This window comes from Phascolarctobacterium sp. ET69, from assembly GCF_023336935.1.
GTDB lineage: Bacteria > Bacillota > Negativicutes > Acidaminococcales > Acidaminococcaceae > Fusicatenibacter_A > Fusicatenibacter_A intestinipullorum.
In genome coordinates, this window is sequence record NZ_JAMBLR010000003.1 from 1 (window position 1) to 17,934 (window position 17,934).

Consider the following 17,934-nt stretch of genomic DNA (forward strand, 5'->3'; position numbering starts at 1 on the left):
AAAAAAGAAACATATCTTATGGTATGTTTCTTTTTTTATTGCTACAGGGTATCTATCCGACCGGGGTACCCGGAAGGCATGAGCCACATAGTGCTTCAGCGCGTGTGGCACAGCCCACAGAGTGCATAGATAGCTGCCTTTTATGTTTTTCTATTCTTCTTTTTATTTTTCGACCATTATTCTAGTTACTGTTCTAACTTACTTATATTTTTACAAGGCTCATATACATCATGGGCCTTATTTTTATATAATTTCTACAGCAACAAATTTCTTACTTTGATGGTTATTTCTAATTTATTATGTTAAAATTAATAATAAATTATTATAACGGAGAATGAAAATTATGCTTAAAAATATTAGTATGCCTGTTATAGCTTTAGCTTTGGGGCATTTAGTAACGGATTTACAGGCAGGAGCTTTGCCGATAGTGCTGCCGCATTTAAAAGAACTTTTTGCTTTAAGTTATTCACAGCTGGCTTTTATCGTTTTAACACAAAACGTAACTTCCTCTGTTATTCAGCCACTATTCGGCTATATAACAGATAAGAAATCTTTGCCTGCGATGCTGCCTTTTTGTGCTGCCATGGCAGGAGCGGGCTTTGCGTTTGTAGGCTGGGTTCCTGCCTATGTTTTACTTATGTGTACTGTTGTTATAATCGGCATGGCCAGTGCAACTTATCATCCGCAGGCTTCAAAAACAGTTAATTTTTTAAGCAGCGATAACAATAAAGCAGCCAATATGGGCATTTTTTCTTTAGGCGGCAATGCCGGTATGGCAGTTGGTTCCATTTTAATGGCATTTTTGCTTACTTTGCCTGGTGGGCTGCATAATACAATGTATTTTGTTCTGCCCGGGCTTTTGGTTTTTGGGTTAATGATGAAATATATGCCCGAATACAAACGCGTTAATTTGGAACATAACCTAAAAGTACAGGCTGCCAAAAAAAGCGGTGCTGTGCAAAAAATTCCTTACGGCGGTCTTGCTTTAGTGCTGTTTTTTATTTTTATGCGCTCAACCATTCATACGGGCCTTTCCACATATTTGCCGCTGTTTTTTATTAATTTCCGCAATGCGGAGCCTGCTTTTGCAAGTATGTTAGTATCCTGTTTTTTACTTGGCGGTGTTGCCGGTACTTATGTCGGTGCTGTGCTCAGCGACAGGCTTGGGGCACGCCGTATTATTTTAGGTTCTGTATTATGCAGTATTCCCGCTATCTGGCTTATTGCCAATGTAACGCATCCGGCAGCTGTTCTGGCAGCAGTGGTGCTGGCCGGTTTTTCAATAATCGGTTCTTTTGCAACAACAACTATTTTGGCGCAGACCATGCTTCCCAATAATGTGGGCATGGCAGCCGGGCTGACAATAGGCTTCAGCGTAGGCATGGGCGGATTTGGTGTTACCATACTTGGCTTTTTGGCAGATAATTACGGTTTGCCTTTTGTTATGAATTTAATGACCGTTTTACCCGTTATTGCAACGTTAACGGCGTTTAAAATTCCTGTGCCGCCGCAAATGCAGAAGTAATATTAAAGGAGATGTTTTGTATGGAAAATTATAAACAAGGCATTTTCTTTGGCCTTGCAGCCTATGTATTATGGGGAATTTTGCCTGTTTACTGGAAAGCACTGGAACTTGTTTCTCCGTTTGAAATTTTATCCAGCCGGTTTATGTGGTCCTGCGTTTTTGTGTTTCTGCTCATTATTTTTCAGAAAAAATGGCCGCTTTTTGCCAAAGAAGTAAAACAGGTTTTCAGCAATGTTAAAACAGGAGCAGCCATGGTAGCCGCCGGTATTACCATCAGTTTTAACTGGGGTACTTTTATTTGGGCTGTTAATAACGGGCATATTGTTGAAACAAGCATGGGCTATTATATTAATCCGCTGGTAAGCATTTTATTTGCCGTAGTTTTTTTACGTGAACGGCTTGATAAAATGCAGCTTGCCGCTATTACCTGTGCCTTTATAGGCGTTGCCAGCATGGTTTACAGTTTTGGAAAAATTCCCTGGGTTTCCTTAACGCTGGCTTTTACTTTTGCTTTGTACGGTTTGCTGAAAAAAATTCTGCCGGTTTCTGCCTTAACAAGCATTATGCTTGAAACATTGCTTATTACGCCGCTGGCACTTGTATATGAATACAGCTTATGGCAGCAGGGAGTTTCTTTTTATGCTTCCGGAAACCTGCAAGTAATTATGATGTTAACCGGTGCAGGCGTTGTTACGGCAATACCTTTATTGCTTTTTACCGCAGGCGCCAGGATGCTGCCGCTGAAGATAATAGGGTTTTTACAGTATATTTCACCGACGCTTACACTTTTGATAGGTGTTTTTGTTTATAACGAAGCATTCACGGCATCGCATTTGCTGGCGTTTGGGTGGATTTGGGCCGCGCTTCTTTTGTTTATTGTTTCGCAGCTGAGGAGTAATTAAACAGATTTTACAAATGTGTAAAACTGTCTTTTTAGTGGTTTAAACATATATATGGTGTTTCAGCAAGTTATCCTCAACCTATAAAAAGTTATCAACAAAATGTGCATAATGTGTTGAAAAGTGTGGAAAAGATTTGTTAAGTTCTGTATAAACTTGTAAAAATGTGTAGAAAAAACTCTGTATAATTTTAAATCCACGTTAAATTGTTGATAACTTTGTTGATAATGTCGATAACTTGTTTATTAAAGGACAGTTTCACAAACACAGCATATAGTGTTAATAACAAAATAAAGCGTTGTAATTATTAAGGCCGTTTTTTGTGGGCAGATGTTTTTTTGCTTGCAGAAACGGCGTTTTTTGGAGATAATATATAAGAACGATTTAAGTATTTGATAATGGAGGCATTTTAATGGCTATAAAACAAGTAACTGCCGTACAGGCAATGGAAGAAATATCCAAGGGTAAAATAATAACATCGTCTTTAAATGAAATGCAGGGAGCATGGATTGCTCTGGCAGATTGTGAGGACGGCAGGGTGCTTACCTGTGCTTACAGCGGCGAATGCCAGGCCGCGGCACTTTTTGCAAAAAAAGACAGCGGCAAAGTTAAAAACATAACTGTTGATGTTATGGAGTTAAACCCCAATAATGCCGCTGTTGTACGCCGCTATTTAAAATGGACCGGCCCTCAGGCGCAGGGAGGCAAAGGCATCAGCATAGCGTTTAGCGACTGGCTGGGCTGTGCGGGAGCTTACGCCGCAGTGCCATTTAAGCTGCGTCAGGCCCGCCCTGTACTTGTAGATTACGCGGCCGCCAATGCGGATATTTTAAAACGCAACTTTTTGGAAGCTGTCGATACAGCAACCTGGGGCGTACTGGAACTTGGCTATAAAGAAGCTTATGGCGCCAACGCCGCAGGCCTTAAAACGGAAGAAGAAATTGTAAAAGCACTTCTTTACGGATACAGCATGATTGGTTTTGACTGCAGCGATAAAATTGACAGCAAAATCGAAGCCATGACCTCTGAAGAAGTAGCTGAAAAATATAATCAGCTGCCGGAAGAATTCCGCGATGCTTTAAAAGGTTCCTACCTGGAAGCAGATTTTAAAGCCGGCGGGATGGTTGTACACTTTGAACCGGAAGTGCTGCAGCGTATAGTGCTTGAATTTGGCGAAGCCATTATGCACATTCAGTACATTTATAATACCTATTTAAAAAATACTCCGTGGGAAATTGATTTTGAACTCAAACTTGCTAAACCGGATAAATTAATGACGCCGCAGGAGCTATATTTTATCAGCAACGAATTGCAGCGCAACGGCATTAAAATGGCATCCATGGAACTGGATGCAGAAAAAGCCGCAGCCGATGAAGAAGGCATGCATGTTTACGGCGAAATTGCCGCTACCTTTGGCTACCGCTTAAGCCTGTTCAACGCCGATTTGTATATCTCGGATATCGGCAGTACAGCCAAAGCCTTAAAAGGGCAGGTTTGCTTTAAAGCGGGCAATGCACTGTGGCTTGCCGCGTTAAAAGTTGTACAGGCCGGCGATGCACAGTTAATGGAAGATATGCAGAAATTTGCCGGGCTGCCTGATTTTGACGGCCTTAAAATTCTGCCCGCCGGTGAAGCAGGCTGCGCGTGGGCAAAAGCGTACAGCGAACTTTTAACTCCGGAAGCAGGCTTTGCCGGAAAAATAAAAGAAGTTCTGACCGCTAACGCCGATGCGTATGCGGAAGAAGTTGAAAATACCGTTGCCGCAATGCTGAAAGCACTGTAAAAATTTTAAATTCGGCTTGCAAAAGCACAAAGCGGATGATATAATATTTAAGCTTGTATTAATAGATACATTCCCCTGCTCCCGAACGGGGGCCAAAGTCCAAAGGAGGAGGTGATTTCGTGAACAATTACGAAGTCATGTACATCGTTAAACCGGTTGTAGAGGAAGAAGCATTTGAAGCTGTTGTAGCTAAATTCGAAAGCCTCATTACCGCAAACGGTGGTACTGTAGAAAAAACCGACCGCTGGGGCAAAAAACGCCTCGCTTATGAAATCCAGGATTTCACCGAAGGTCAGTATGTACTCGTAACTTTCAGCGCAGAACCCAAAGCTGTTAAAGAACTTGACCGTGTAATGAAAATTACCGACGAAGTAATGCGCCATATGGTTATTAAAAAAGGCGAGTAATCCGGAGGTAACTTTAGGTTATGAACAAGATTATCTTAATGGGCCGCTTAACGCGTGACCCGGAAGTGCGTTATACCACTACCGGCAAGGTTGTATGCCAGTTTACGCTTGCGGTTGACAGGCCTTTTACTAATCAGGACGGGCAGAGAGAAGCCGATTTTATCAACATCGTTGTATGGGGTAAAATCGCAGAATTATGCGGGAACAGCCTTACCAAAGGCCAGAGAGCGCTTGTTGACGGCCGCCTGCAGCTCCGCAGCTATGATGCAAAAGACGGCGGTAAACGTTATGTTACCGAAGTTGTTGCAAACAGCGTGGAATTTATTGAACGCAAGGGCTATACTCCCGGTGGCAATACCGGCGACAGCGGCAAGAGCGACATGGAGTCTTTTGGCTCCCAGGTGCCTTTTGACGAGGAAATCCCATTTTAACAAGGAGGGTTTAAGCGAATGAAACGCGAAAGAGGCAGAAGACCGAGAAGAAAAGTTTGCAGCTTCTGTGTTGATAAAGTTGAAGAAATCGATTATAAGGACGTAGCTAAACTGCGCCGTTATATCACCGAACGCGGCAAAATTTTACCGCGCCGCATTTCCGGCAACTGCGCAAAACATCAGCGTCAGATGACCACTGCAATTAAACGCGCTCGTAACGTAGCATTGCTGCCGTTTACCTGCGAATAATAGTTGCCTGCTTTTAAAGCAGAATAACTTACAAAAAAGATATCCCTTTTATTGTGGAAACACGGTAAAAGGGATTTTTTGTTTTTCTGTAAGGTTTATTTTTAAAAATTTTTAAGGAAAGCTGCAAAAGCTATATGTATTTTTGAAGGATACACAAAAAAGAAAATGTATAATAAGATAAAACCAAAATCTATCAAGTAAAGACAAAAATAAAAAAGTAACAAAATTTAACAAAAATGATGAAAAAATATTGAAAATCTGTATGTAAAATTAAAAAAATCGTTGACAAAAATGTAAAAACTTATTACAATGGTGAACAAGATAGTTGCAGGGCAGTTGTTAAAGCCGGAGGGGAGCTTAACTGCTCATAGCAGCATAATTTATTATTATAACGAAAAGGGGAAAGACAAATGAGCAAATGGAAAAAATTTACAAGCGCCTGTCTGGTTGCAGCGTTAAGCACAGCACTTCTGGCAGGCTGCGGCGGAGAAAAGAAGGACAGTGCGGCTGCTAATGCCGATAAATATGTTATCGGCGCAAGTTTTGAGCTGACAGGCAATGTTGCAAACTACGGCAAATCTACATTGTCCGGTTTAAAACTTGCTGTTGACCAGGTTAACAAAGCAGGCGGCGTTAACGGCAAACAGCTTGTTGTAGTAGAAAGCGACAACAAATCCGAGCCTGCTGAATCCGGCAACTCCGTAACCAAGCTGATTACTCAGGATAAAGTAGTGGCTGTTGTTGGCCCGGCTACCAGCGGCTGCGTATTTGCAGCTACTCCGGTAGTAACCTCCAACAAAGTGCCTCTTATTGCACCGTGCGCTACCGCACCGGCAATTACCGTTGATAACGGACAGGTTAAGGAATTCATCTTCCGCGCCTGCTTCATCGACCCGTTCCAGGGCCGCGTAATGGCTGAATTTGCCGATAAAACTCTGGGCGTTAAAAACGTAGCTATTCTGCATGATGCTTCCAGCGATTATTCCAAAGGACTTGCAGAAGTATTTGAAAAAACTCTGAACGAAAAAGGCGGCAAAGTTGTTGCCAAAGAAGCCTTCCTTTCCAAAGATATCGACTTTAAAGCAGCTTTAACCAAAATTAAAGCCGCTAATCCGGAAGCAATCTACATCCCCGGTTACTATGAAGAAGTTGCCAAAATCATCAAACAAACCCGTGAAATCGGTTTGAATGTTCCGCTGATTGGCTGCGATGGCTGGGACAGCCCGAAACTTGTTGAAATTGCAGGCCCTGAAGCATTGAACAATACTTACTTCTCCAGCGCCTTCTCCGTACAGGACCAGACCGAATCCGTTCAGAAATTTATTGCCGATTATAAAGCAATGTATCAGAAAGACCCGGATATCTTCTGCATGCAGGGTTACAATGCAGGCCTTGTTCTTGCCGATGCCCTTAAACGTGCAGGCGACGGTGCCGACGGAACCAAACTTGCAGCAGCTATTGCAGCAACCAAAGACCTTCCGGTTGCAAGCGGCAAGTTAACTTACGATAAAGACCACAACCCGATTATCAGTGCCATCATCATCGAAATGAAAGACGGCGTACAGAGCTTTAAAGAAAAAATCAGCCTGTAATTAAATTAAATTAATTGTTTTGAATTTATTTTAATTTGAGTTTATTTTAGCCCGGAAATTGTTGTTTCAGGTTTCCGGGCTATTTTAAAAATATAAATTATAATGAAACAAATGAGGGGGAAACAAAAATGAAAAGAGTATCCAAAGTCCTAACTGCCTTGGTATTGGGCACTGTGCTTGCCGGTTTGGCAGCAGGCTGCGGCGGCGGTGAAAAAAAGGCCGATACCATTAAGGTTGGTGCCAACCTTGAAATGACGGGCGGCAGCGCGTCTTACGGCATATCTTCTAAAAATGCCATTGAGCTTGCCTTTAAAGAGATTAATGAAAAAGGCGGCATTAACGGCAAACAGTTAGAACTTGTTGTTGCAGATAACAAATCGGAAGCGGCAGAAGCTACCAATGCCATGCAGAAACTGGTTTCACAGGATAATGTAGTGGCGGTTATCGGCCCTAACCTTTCTTCTTCGGTAATTGCGGCATCTGCTATTAATAACAGCGCCAAAGTGCTGGATATTGCGCCGATGGCTACCAATCCGTATGTTACGGTTGACCAGGCCAGCGGCAAAACCAAGGATTTCAACTACCGCACATGCTTTATCGACCCGTTCCAGGGCACGGTAATGGCCAAATTTGCAACGGCTGAACTTGGTGTTGGCAATGCAGCAGTTTTGATTGATAATTCTTCCGATTACGCTAAAGGCCTGGCGCAGTTTTTTAAAGAAAACTTTGTTAAAGAAGGCGGCGCAGTTACTGCGGAAGAATCTTATCTGCAAAAGGATACTGATTTTAAGGCAACACTTACTAAAATAAAAGCAACCAATCCGGACTTTTTGTATGTGCCCGGTTATTATCAGGAAGTTGGCCTGATTGTAAAACAGGCGCGTGAGCTTGGCATGAATATGCCGATTGCCGGCGGCGACGGCTGGGACAGTGCCAAGATGCCTGAAATTGCAGGTGCGGCAGCGCTGAACAATACTTACTTCTCAAGCCTTTATTCTCCTGAAGATTCATCGGACATTAACAAAAACTTTGTAGCCGCTTATGAAAAGGCATACGGCCAGAAACCTGACGTATTTGCCGCTTTGTCTTACGATTCGGCTTTACTGGTTGCCGAAGCCATTAAAAATGCTGGCAGTACCGAACCTGCCAAAATCAGCGAAGCAATGGCTAAAATTAATGGGTTTAGCGGTGTATCGGGCAGCGTAACTTTTGACGATAAACACAACCCGGTTAAGAGTGCCGTAATTTTGGAATATAAAGATGGCGCTCAGTCTTTGAAAACTAAAATTAATCCCTGATAATTAATTGATAATTTAACTTTTTAACGGAAAGGCTGCGGTTTGGCCACAGCCTTTCCGTAATTTTAGCTGGATGCCGGTTAGTGCCGTTATTTAAGCGCAGGTAATAACTTACGGCAGTAAAGCATAGAGATTTTATGATTGAGGAATTAATAAAACTTACGGACTGGAGGACTTTTTATGGATATGGGTTCGCTTCTGCACCAGTTTTTGCAGCAGCTTATAAACGGTATATCCCTGGGCAGTATTTATGCGCTGATTGCCCTTGGCTATACAATGATTTACGGCATCCTCAAACTCATAAACTTTGCCCATGGTGATATCTATATGCTGGGCGCGTATTTTGGGTTTGTAGCTACAACAATGTTTGGTTTTTCCTTTTTGCCGGCAATTCTTTTTGCCATGGCCTGTGCAGCCGTTGCCGGTATTATCATTGAACGCATTGCCTACAGGCCGATGCGTAACGCTCCGCGTATTGCTATTTTAATTACCGCAATCGGCGTATCGTTTTTGCTTGAATACGGCATGATGCTGATTGCAACTCCGCAGCCGCGTACTTTCCCGGCAGTTTTTTCGGCAGATGTTTACCATCTTGGGCCACTGGTTGTTAACAGCCAGCAGGTTGTAATTCTTGTAAGCGCAATTATTTTAATGGCCGTACTTACTTATATCGTACAATATACCAAAATCGGCAAGGCCATGCGTGCCGTTTCGTTTGATGCTGACGCTGCCAGACTGATGGGCATTAATATCGACCGTGTAATTTCCGCAACCTTTGCCCTTGGCTCCGCACTTGCTGCTGCAGGCGGCGTGCTGGTAGGCATTTACTATAACTCCATCGACCCGCTTATGGGCATGGTTCCGGGCATTAAAGCCTTTGTAGCAGCCGTGCTCGGCGGTATCGGCATTATTCCGGGCGCTATGGTCGGCGGCATTATCCTCGGCGTTGTAGAAGCCATGGTCAGCGGTTTTATTTCTTCCACTTTCCGTGACGCAGCCGCATTCGGCATTTTGATTATTATCTTATTGTACAAACCTGCCGGTATTTTCGGCAAAAATGTACGCGAGAAAGTGTAGGTGGCAGCTATGAATTATCTTCGCAAAGCAGATTTAAAAAGAATAGTTGCCTGCGCCATTTTATTCGCCGCAGTGCAGGGCATGATGTTTGCCGATATTATCGGGCCGTTCTGGGAACTTAATATCGTCCTCATCTGCATTAATATTATTCTGGCTGTCAGCCTGAACCTTATCAACGGCTACACCGGCCAGTTTTCTATCGGCCATGCCGGATTTTTGGCCGTTGGCGCTTATACCGGCGCTATTATGACGGTTAAACTTGGTTTTCCGTTTGAAGTAGCTTTAATTGTCGGCACTGTTGCCGCAGGTTTTTTGGGCTTTTTAATTGGCCTGCCTACCTTAAGGCTTAACGGCGACTATCTGGCAATCGCCACTTTGGGCCTTGGCGAAATTATCCGCATCTGCATACTCAATATTGATTATGTAGGCGGCGCTTCCGGCTTGATGGGCATTCCCCGTTTAACAACTTTCGCTTGGGTTTTCTGGATTATGATTTTTATCATTTTCTTTATTAAAAACTTTAAAAATTCTTCTTATGGCCGCTGCTGCCTTGCTATCCGTGAAAACGAAATTGCAGCCGATACCATGGGCATAGACACTACCAAATATAAAGTAATGGCCTTTACCCTCGGCGCTGCTTTTGCCGGTACGGCAGGCGTGCTGTTTGCACATTATTTCTATATTGCGCATCCGGCGTCCTTTACTTTCATGCGTTCTTTCGATATTTTAACCATGGTTGTTCTGGGCGGTCTCGGTTCCATGACCGGTTCCATTACCGGCGCAATTCTGCTGACTTTTATTTCCGCTTATCTGGCAGAATATCCGGAATGGCGCATGATTATTTATTCCGTAACTATGATTGTCCTGATGCTGCACCGTCCGCAGGGATTGTTCGGCAATAAGGAATTAAGCATGAAGATGTTTGGCCTGGGAGGTGGCAAAGATGGAAGAACTGCTGAAAGTAAATGATATTTCCATGGTTTTCGGCGGTTTGCGGGCCGTCTCCAATTTCAGCATGACTATTAACAAAGGCGAGCTGATTGGCCTTATAGGGCCTAACGGCGCAGGCAAAACCACAGCCTTTAACATGATTACCGGCGTTTATACCCCTACCGAAGGCGAGATTATTTTTAACGGCCAGCGTACCAGCGGCAAAAAATCCTATCAGGTAACGCAGCTGGGCATGGCGCGTACTTTCCAGAATATCCGCCTGTTTTCCGAGCTTTCCGTTATCGATAACGTAAAAGTTGCCTATAACATGCACGTAAAATACGGCCTTTTGGAAGCAGTAGGGCGTTTTGGCCGCTATTTTAACGAAGAAGAACAGATTACCGAAATGGCAATGGAACTTTTAAAAATTTTCCATATGGAAGATAAAGCTGATGAACTTGCCAAAAACCTGCCTTACGGCGAACAGCGCCGTCTGGAAATTGCCCGTGCGCTTGCCACCGAGCCGAAACTTTTGCTTTTGGACGAACCGGCAGCAGGCATGAACCCGCAGGAAACCAAAGAACTGATGGAACTTATCCGCTGGATAAGAGAAAAATTTGATTTGGCAATACTGCTGATTGAACACGATATGGGGCTTGTTATGGGCGTATGCGAACGCATTTACGTTTTGGAATACGGCCTTTGCATAGCCAGCGGCACGCCTGACGAAATTAAGCATAACAAACGCGTTATTGAAGCATATTTGGGTGAGGAGGTACTCTGATGTTAAAAGTCAACAATATTGATGTATACTACGGTGCCATCCATGCCATTAAAGACGTCAGCCTGGAAGTTCCCGACGGCGAAATAGTTACCCTTATAGGCTCCAACGGCGCTGGTAAAAGCACAACTCTGCATACCATTTCCGGTCTTATTAAGCCGAAAAATGGCAGCATTATTTTTGAGGACAAGGATATTTCCGGCATGCCGGCTCACAAAATCGTCGGCATGGGCTTATGCCAGGTACCGGAAGGCCGCCACGTATTTGCCAATATGACGGTTATGGAAAACCTGGAGCTTGGCGCTTACCTGCGCAGTGATAAGGCGGGCATTGAAGAAGATATGAAAAAAATATTCGATAAATTCCCGCGCCTTTTGGAACGTAAAAACCAGATTTCCGGCACGCTTTCCGGCGGCGAACAGCAGATGCTAGCTATGGGCCGCGCACTGATGAGCCGTCCGCGCCTGCTGTTGCTCGACGAACCTTCCATGGGTCTTGCCCCGTTGCTTGTTAAAGAAATTTTTAATATAATAAAAGAAATTAATGAAAGCGGTACAACTGTACTGCTGGTAGAACAAAACGCCAACATGGCGCTTTCCATTGCCGATAAAGCCTATGTTCTGGAAACAGGGCGCATTGCGCTTGCAGGTACGGCACAGGAGCTTGCCAGCAGCGAAGCGGTACGCAAAGCATATCTGGGCGGCTGAAACCCGGGAGGAGGATTTTTCAATGTTAGTAAAAGAATTTATGTCCACTGAAGTTGTGACCATCAGCGAAGATAAAAACATGCTGGAAGTAAGGGAACTGATGCGCAGTTCGGATAAACGCCGCCTGCCTGTTGTAGACGACATCAGCCGTGTGCGCGGTATTATTACCGACGCCGATGTCAGCCGTACTTCCCCGACCGACGCTACTACTCTTTCCCGTTATGAAGCAAACTATCTTTTGGGCAAGCTTAAAGTACGTGATGTAATGACCAAAAATGTTATTACCGTACATTATGATGCCGGCGTTGAAGATGCTGCATATCTGCTTTATAAAAACAAAATCAATGCCCTGCCGGTTGTAGATGACGATAATAAATTATGCGGCATCATTACCGACAGCGACATTTTCCGCGCTTTTGTTGATATTATGGGCCTTGCACGCACCAGCACCCGCATTACCATTGACGTAACCGACAAAGTTGGCGTTATTGCCGATATCGGCGCAATGTTCCGCGATAATAACATCAACATTATCAGCATTGTTGCAAAACCCGAAACCAGCGTTAAAACCGAGCTTACCATCCGCGCAGAGCTTGGCGGCAAAGGCCTTGAAATTATAGAGCAGCTGCGCGAAGCAGGCTACTATGTAACCGATATCAGCAACGTAAAAAGCAGGGAGTAAAATGGAATCGAAAAGCTTTAAAGTCGGTGACATTGTAAAAATGAAAAAGCCGCACCCATGCGGCTCTTACGAATGGGAAATTTTGCGCACCGGCATGGATTTCGGTATAAAATGCTGTGGCTGCGGGCATTTTGTAATGCTGGCACGCCCTAAATTTGAAAAGGCCGTGAAGGCTGTTGTTACCCCCGATACGGAAAAATAAGTTGAAGGCGGCAGGCATAACCTGCCGTCTTTCTTCATTGTTCAAAGATAATTTACAAGCTGCGGCAGGAAAATAACGGCATACGCAGAAAATTATTTAAGTGGAAAAGAGGTATTTTATGGAGGCACTGGAAAAAATAACTTCCGCAATCGGTAAAAAACTGGAAGGACGCAAACCTTCGCTGGACCGCGACGATAATTTATGGGATGCTGCCGTGCTTTTGCCGCTGGTAAATACGCCGCAGGGCGTAAGCGTACTGTTTGAAGTACGCGCCGCAAAACTCGGCTGGCAGCCGGGTGATGTATGCTTTCCTGGCGGCAGGGCAGAATGCAGCGATGAAAGTTTTGAGGCAGCGGCCATAAGGGAAACCTGCGAAGAACTGGGGCTTGAAAGCAGCAGCATAAAAATCGCGGGCGGCCTTAATTATCTGGTAACGCACATGGGGCTGGTTATTCACCCTTATGTGGGCTATATTGAGCATAGCGGACAGTTTAATTTTAACAAAGATGAAGTTGACGAAGTTTTTACCGTGCCGCTTGATTTTCTGCTGAAAAATCCTCCGCGCATTGCCCATATGGAACTGGCAAATAAAGCGGGGGACGATTTTCCGTTTGACCTTTTGCCGCGCCAGCCGCACGAATGGAATAAACGCAAAGGCTACCATGTTTATATTTACGAATATGGCGGCCACGTTATCTGGGGGCTGACTGCGCGCATTCTGCACGGATTTTTAAACAGATTTGCCGCCGATATTAAAGCGGCGTTAGAGGGGGAAACAACTTGCTGACATCGCATGTCAAAAAAATTTTGGTGCTGGCGCTTATTTTAATAGCGGCAGCAAGCTACTGGTCTTATTCTTTTATAGACGGCGACAGCCCGCTGGATAATTTAAGCAAGTCCGAACGGCTTGATTTGAAAAAGAATATCGTTGTTTTGGGTGTTGACGAAAGGCCTTCCGAAGAAGATACGGGCCGCAGCGATACTTTGTTTGTTGTAATGCTTGACAGCGACAACAACAATGTTTCCCTGCTTTCCGTGCCACGCGATACAAGGGTTAAAATTCCAGGTTACGGCTGGGATAAAATTAACCATGCCTTTGCCTTTGGCGGTCATAAGCTTACGCAGCAAACCACAGAAGAGCTTTTGGGAATACGCATTAACAACTATGTTATGATAGACTTTAAAGGCTTTAAAGGGCTGGTAGACGCTATCGGCGGCGTGGATATTGAAGTTGAAAAGCCCATGAGCTATTATGACGAGTGGGACGGCTTTACCATTGACCTTGCACCGGGTATGCAGCATATGGATGGCGACAAGGCCATTCAGTATGTGCGTTACCGCGATGAAGAAGGCGATATCGGCCGTATCAGAAGGCAGCAGAAATTTTTAAAAGCCGTTTACAGTAAGGTTACTTCGGTGGAAATTATACCCAAGCTGCCTGCGTTGGTAGAACAGGCCAACAAAATGGTGGATACCGATTTATCCATCGGCGATATGATGGATTTGGCGCAGGCGCTGCATGGCATGATGGAAAAACAGGGAGGCCTGCACGCTGCCATGGTGCCGGGCCTGCCGGAATATATTGACGGCGTAAGCTACTGGATTCCTGATATTACGGATTTACGCAAGCAGATGGCCGAAATGCAGGGCGCGGAAATGACGGACCGCTACCGCCGCGGCGCAGAACGCATGGAAGCAGAATATGTACGTAATCTGGAACGCGCTAAACAGGAAATTGAAAACGAACTTAACGGCATTGATAAAAAGCTCGATGAAGAAAAAGCCGACGCTGAAAATAAAGATAAGGATAAATTAGACAGCAGCGGCAAAAAGACTGTTGAAGAAAAAGCTGACAAACACAGTACGGATGACAGCAAAAAAACCGGCAGCAAACGTTCTGCCAAAAAAGCCGTGCAGGAATTTGCCGGTGAAAGTGCCGGAAACGGCAGTACGGAAATAAAAGAAACGCCTAAGCAGAACTACGGCGGCGTAATACGCGTTGTTGTAATCGACTGCAGCGGCGACCCTGCCAAGGCTGCCAGTGCACGCGAGCGCCTCAGCAATCTTGGCATGAGCGTAACTGACGGCGGCAGCGGCAATGTGCGCGAAGAAACATTAATAGTTTCCACAACCACCAGCGGGCGCGTTGTTACACGCCTTACGGAAGCCCCGTTTGTGCACGGAATGAGCATCAGCCGCAAGGACGGCGCCGATTATGACGGTATTGTTTATGTCGGCAAAGACTATAAATAACAAAAAACTGTTTCATAAGTCACAAAATTTTAAAGTTTTTTTAATTACCACTTGCTAATTGGCGTTAAAAATGGTATACTTAAATCATCAAATAGCCCCTCATTTGGCCCTTCTCGTAAGGGCTTTTTTTTTGCCCATTTTTAAGCCGCTGCTTTTACATAAATTTAACAGCAACGTGCCGTTTCGTTTATGCGCCAATTCGTATATAATAAAATACATAGTTTATTAATGCAGGAGTAAAAGAAATGCTTTATAATGACAGGGCTGCATTTATTTTGCAGCAGTTACAGCTTAAAAGTACGGTTAAAGTAACAGAAATAGCCAAAAGCTTAAACGTATCGGTAGATACCGTGCGCCGCGATTTAAAAGCACTGGAAGAACAGGGGCAGCTTAAATGCGTGCACGGCGGCGCAAGCCTGCCGGATTATATGCTGGCCTTCAGTAATTTCAGCGGGCGTGAAATCATCCATATTGAAGAAAAACGCCGGGCGGCGCTTAAAGCGCTGGAACATTTGCGCCCGGGCAGCGTGATTGCCTTAAACTCCGGCACAACCAATGTTATTCTGGCGCAGGAATTAATTAAGCGTTTTACGGATTTAACCATAGTAACCAACAATGTTTCGGCGGCCATGGTGCTGATGCAGAACCAGTCGCTGCGCACGATTGTGCTGGGCGGTGATTTGGACAGTCTGGAGCACTCCACTTACGGCAGCATCTGCGAAAGAGAACTTGGCATGTATTATCCCGATATTTGCTTTTTGTCCATTAACAGCGTCGATGCGGAAGCAGGTTTTACAGATTTCCGTTTTGCGGAAATAGGCGTTATGCAGCTGATGGCAAGAAATTCCTCCAAAGTAATTGCCGTTATGGACAGCAGCAAATTAGGGCGCCGCTCCAAAAAGGTAATTATGGATAACAGCATGATAGACCTGCTTGTTATGGACAGCATAAAACCGGAAGTGCGGGAGCTTTACCGCCGCGCCGGCATTTGCATTGAATAAAATAATAAAAAATTACCGCAGCTGACAGGTTAAAAGCCTGCCGGCTGCGTTTTTTATTTTACGCAGATTTAAAAATAACTTTAACTGTATTTGCTTGTTTAGGAATGTTAAGTGCGATAAGATAAAGCCGTAGAAAACAGCAAATATAAAATATAAAAAAGCAAAAAACAGCAAAGGAGAATTATCATGACAGAAAAGCAGCAAATTAAAATGGTAGTATTCGACTGGGCAGGTACTACTACTGATTTTGGTTCTCAGGCGCCGGTAGATGTTTTTGACAGAACTTTCCGTCAGAAAGGGCTGGTATTTACCAAAGCTGAAATTAACGCGCCGATGGGAATGGAGAAAAAAGCCCATATTAAAACCATGCTTTCCACCGAAAAAGGCCAGAAGCTTTGGGAAGATGCTTACAGCCGCAGTTGGAACGAAGATGATATTGAAGATGTTTACCAGTGCTTTGAAGGCAACCTGCGCACCGTTGTTGCCGAATACAGCAAACTCATTCCCGGCGTAAGGGAAACCGTGGAAAAATTAAGGGAAATGGGCTTAAAAATCGGCTCTACCACCGGTTACACCAGCGAAATGATGCAGTATGTACTGCCGGTAGCCAAAGAACAGGGCTACGAGCCTGACTGCTGCGTAACTCCTGATGTTACCGAATACAGCCGCCCAACTCCTTTTATGCTGTTTGAATGCATGCGCCAGTTAAATGTTTATCCGCCCAAGCTGGTTGTAAAAGCCGGTGATACTGTTATGGATATTTTGGAAGGCAAAAATGCAGGAGCATGGTCCGTGGGCATTATTAAAGGCTCTAACGTGGTTGGCCTTAACGAAGCTGAATATAATGCTCTTGATGAACAGGCTAAAAAAGAACTGCACGAAAAAGCAAGAAAAATTTATCTGCATGCCGGTGCAGATTATGTAATTGAAGACATTACAGAACTGCCGGAAGTTATTGCTAAAATTAACGAAAGCTTATAACAGGGAGGGCTTTTTGTTGAATACTTATTATAATCCGGTAAGAACTTATCAGGGAGTTGGCAGCCTTTCGGTATTGCCGCAGCTGGTAAACGGTTTGAACCCCAAAAAAATTTTGCTGCTTATCTGGGATAAAAGCGTGCTTGAAAACCGTTACATAAAAGAAACGGCAGCCGCTTTTGCAGATATTTTAACAATAAAAACCTTTGCCTGGTCTAACCCGGAAATGTTTCAGTTATATGAAATTTATAATGAAACCAAAAACGAAAATTATGAACTGGTTATTGCCGTCGGCGGCGGCAGTGTGCTGGATGTAGGCAAATCACTGTGCTGCCTGTATGCCAAACCGGTGGATTCGCTGGAAACCATGCGCAATATGATTGCCGCAAAAACTTACAGCAAACCGCACTGCAAGTGGATTGGCGTTCCGACAACGGCAGGCACCGGCAGCGAAGTAACCTGCTGGGCCACTGTGTGGGATTCCGAGCACAACAAAAAATATTCCGTAGATACGCAGGACAATTACGCTTACGCAGCTGTTATCGACCCTGTGCTGGCATCTTCCATGCCGGTTAAGCTGGCAGTTTCTTCTGCGCTGGACGCAGTATGCCACGCGGCGGAAAGTTACTGGGCCAAGGCGGGCAACACTGTATCGCGCGCGGCGGCGCTTGCTGCCATTAAAATTATTATGGAAAATATCGACGGGCTTTTGTGCGGCAAGGAAGAAGCGCACGACGCCATGGCGCAGGGCAGTATGCTGGCCGGGCTGGCATTCAGCAATACGCGCACTACGGCCTGCCATTCCATTTCTTACCCGCTGACAATGAAATACCATATTCCGCACGGCGTTGCGGTAAGCATGCTTTTGGCACCGGTTATGCGTTTAAACCAGCCTTACATTAAAAACAGAAAAGAACTGTTTGGTGCTTTTGGTGTTGAAAATGTCAGCGAGCTTTCGGAAAAAGTTACCGCTATTCTTGAAAAATCCGGCAGCCCGGCTAAATTAAGCCAGTGGGGCGCTAACGAAAGCGACTTTGAAGAACTTGTTGCCCACAGTATGACCAAAGGCCGCGCCGATAACAACCCGGCCGAGCTTACTGCCGTTAATGTTGAAGAAATTTTAAGAAGCGTATTTTAAC

19 protein-coding genes are annotated in these 17,934 nt (G+C 44.6%); all 19 read left to right on the forward strand.

Translation table 11 applies throughout. The annotated features are described in order from the left end of the window. Positions 1-343: 343 nt before the first annotated feature. The 19 genes from M3079_RS05190 (at position 344) to M3079_RS05280 (ending at position 17,933) form a co-directional block, all read left to right on the forward strand. On the forward strand, positions 344-1,525 hold the full coding sequence (locus M3079_RS05190) for an MFS transporter (protein WP_249077714.1): 1,182 nt from the start codon (positions 344-346) through the stop codon (positions 1,523-1,525). 20 nt (positions 1,526-1,545) lie between these two features. Then, positions 1,546-2,427 (forward strand): EamA family transporter RarD, encoded by an 882-nt coding sequence (gene rarD, locus M3079_RS05195; protein WP_249077716.1) that lies wholly within the window; start codon positions 1,546-1,548, stop codon positions 2,425-2,427. Positions 2,428-2,836: 409 nt separating this feature from the next. Further along, a complete protein-coding gene (locus M3079_RS05200) occupies positions 2,837-4,207 on the forward strand; it encodes a tagaturonate epimerase family protein (protein ID WP_249077719.1) in 1,371 nt (456 codons plus the stop codon). Between the two features lie 119 nt (positions 4,208-4,326). Beyond that, positions 4,327-4,614 carry a 30S ribosomal protein S6 gene (gene rpsF / locus M3079_RS05205; protein WP_021716066.1) on the forward strand — a complete coding sequence of 96 codons (288 nt, stop codon included), beginning with the start codon at positions 4,327-4,329 and terminating at the stop codon, positions 4,612-4,614. Positions 4,615-4,634: 20 nt separating this feature from the next. Beyond that, positions 4,635-5,045: a single-stranded DNA-binding protein gene (gene ssb / locus M3079_RS05210; protein ID WP_021716065.1), complete on the forward strand. Its 411-nt coding sequence runs from the start codon at positions 4,635-4,637 to the stop codon at positions 5,043-5,045. Between the two features lie 18 nt (positions 5,046-5,063). Next, complete coding sequence (gene rpsR, locus M3079_RS05215) at positions 5,064-5,294, forward strand: 30S ribosomal protein S18 (RefSeq protein ID WP_021716064.1); 231 nt, start codon at positions 5,064-5,066, stop codon at positions 5,292-5,294. A 410-nt stretch (positions 5,295-5,704) separates the two neighbouring features. Continuing rightward, entirely contained in the window at positions 5,705-6,886 is a 1,182-nt protein-coding gene (locus M3079_RS05220; protein WP_249077720.1) for an ABC transporter substrate-binding protein, read from the forward strand. Positions 6,887-7,014: 128 nt separating this feature from the next. Then, on the forward strand, positions 7,015-8,184 hold the full coding sequence (locus M3079_RS05225; RefSeq protein WP_021716062.1) for an ABC transporter substrate-binding protein: 1,170 nt from the start codon (positions 7,015-7,017) through the stop codon (positions 8,182-8,184). A gap of 180 nt (positions 8,185-8,364) precedes the next feature. After that, positions 8,365-9,261, forward strand: a complete 897-nt coding sequence (locus tag M3079_RS05230) for a branched-chain amino acid ABC transporter permease (protein ID WP_249077723.1) — start codon at positions 8,365-8,367, stop codon at positions 9,259-9,261. Positions 9,262-9,270: 9 nt separating this feature from the next. Next, entirely contained in the window at positions 9,271-10,230 is a 960-nt protein-coding gene (locus tag M3079_RS05235; RefSeq protein WP_021716060.1) for a branched-chain amino acid ABC transporter permease, read from the forward strand. Next, positions 10,205-10,975: an ABC transporter ATP-binding protein gene (locus M3079_RS05240; protein WP_249077725.1), complete on the forward strand. Its 771-nt coding sequence runs from the start codon at positions 10,205-10,207 to the stop codon at positions 10,973-10,975. Before M3079_RS05235 ends, M3079_RS05240 begins: the two co-directional genes overlap by 26 nt. Beyond that, positions 10,975-11,679: an ABC transporter ATP-binding protein gene (locus tag M3079_RS05245; protein WP_249077727.1), complete on the forward strand. Its 705-nt coding sequence runs from the start codon at positions 10,975-10,977 to the stop codon at positions 11,677-11,679. The genes M3079_RS05240 and M3079_RS05245 overlap by 1 nt, the downstream gene beginning before the upstream one ends. Positions 11,680-11,701: 22 nt before the next feature. Continuing rightward, positions 11,702-12,361 (forward strand): CBS and ACT domain-containing protein, encoded by a 660-nt coding sequence (locus tag M3079_RS05250; protein ID WP_021716057.1) that lies wholly within the window; start codon positions 11,702-11,704, stop codon positions 12,359-12,361. Position 12,362: 1 nt separating this feature from the next. After that, positions 12,363-12,563: a DUF951 domain-containing protein gene (locus M3079_RS05255; protein ID WP_021716056.1), complete on the forward strand. Its 201-nt coding sequence runs from the start codon at positions 12,363-12,365 to the stop codon at positions 12,561-12,563. Positions 12,564-12,681: 118 nt separating this feature from the next. Beyond that, on the forward strand, positions 12,682-13,350 hold the full coding sequence (locus M3079_RS05260; RefSeq protein ID WP_249077729.1) for a CoA pyrophosphatase: 669 nt from the start codon (positions 12,682-12,684) through the stop codon (positions 13,348-13,350). Next, entirely contained in the window at positions 13,344-14,816 is a 1,473-nt protein-coding gene (locus M3079_RS05265; RefSeq protein WP_249077731.1) for an LCP family protein, read from the forward strand. Before M3079_RS05260 ends, M3079_RS05265 begins: the two co-directional genes overlap by 7 nt. 245 nt (positions 14,817-15,061) lie before the next feature. Further along, positions 15,062-15,817 carry a DeoR/GlpR family DNA-binding transcription regulator gene (locus M3079_RS05270; protein WP_249077733.1) on the forward strand — a complete coding sequence of 252 codons (756 nt, stop codon included), beginning with the start codon at positions 15,062-15,064 and terminating at the stop codon, positions 15,815-15,817. Between the two features lie 186 nt (positions 15,818-16,003). Further along, a complete protein-coding gene (gene phnX / locus M3079_RS05275; protein WP_249077737.1) occupies positions 16,004-16,798 on the forward strand; it encodes a phosphonoacetaldehyde hydrolase in 795 nt (264 codons plus the stop codon). Positions 16,799-16,814: 16 nt separating this feature from the next. Beyond that, positions 16,815-17,933: a phosphonoacetaldehyde reductase gene (locus tag M3079_RS05280; RefSeq protein ID WP_249077738.1), complete on the forward strand. Its 1,119-nt coding sequence runs from the start codon at positions 16,815-16,817 to the stop codon at positions 17,931-17,933. The last annotated feature ends 1 nt before the right edge of the window (position 17,934 follow it).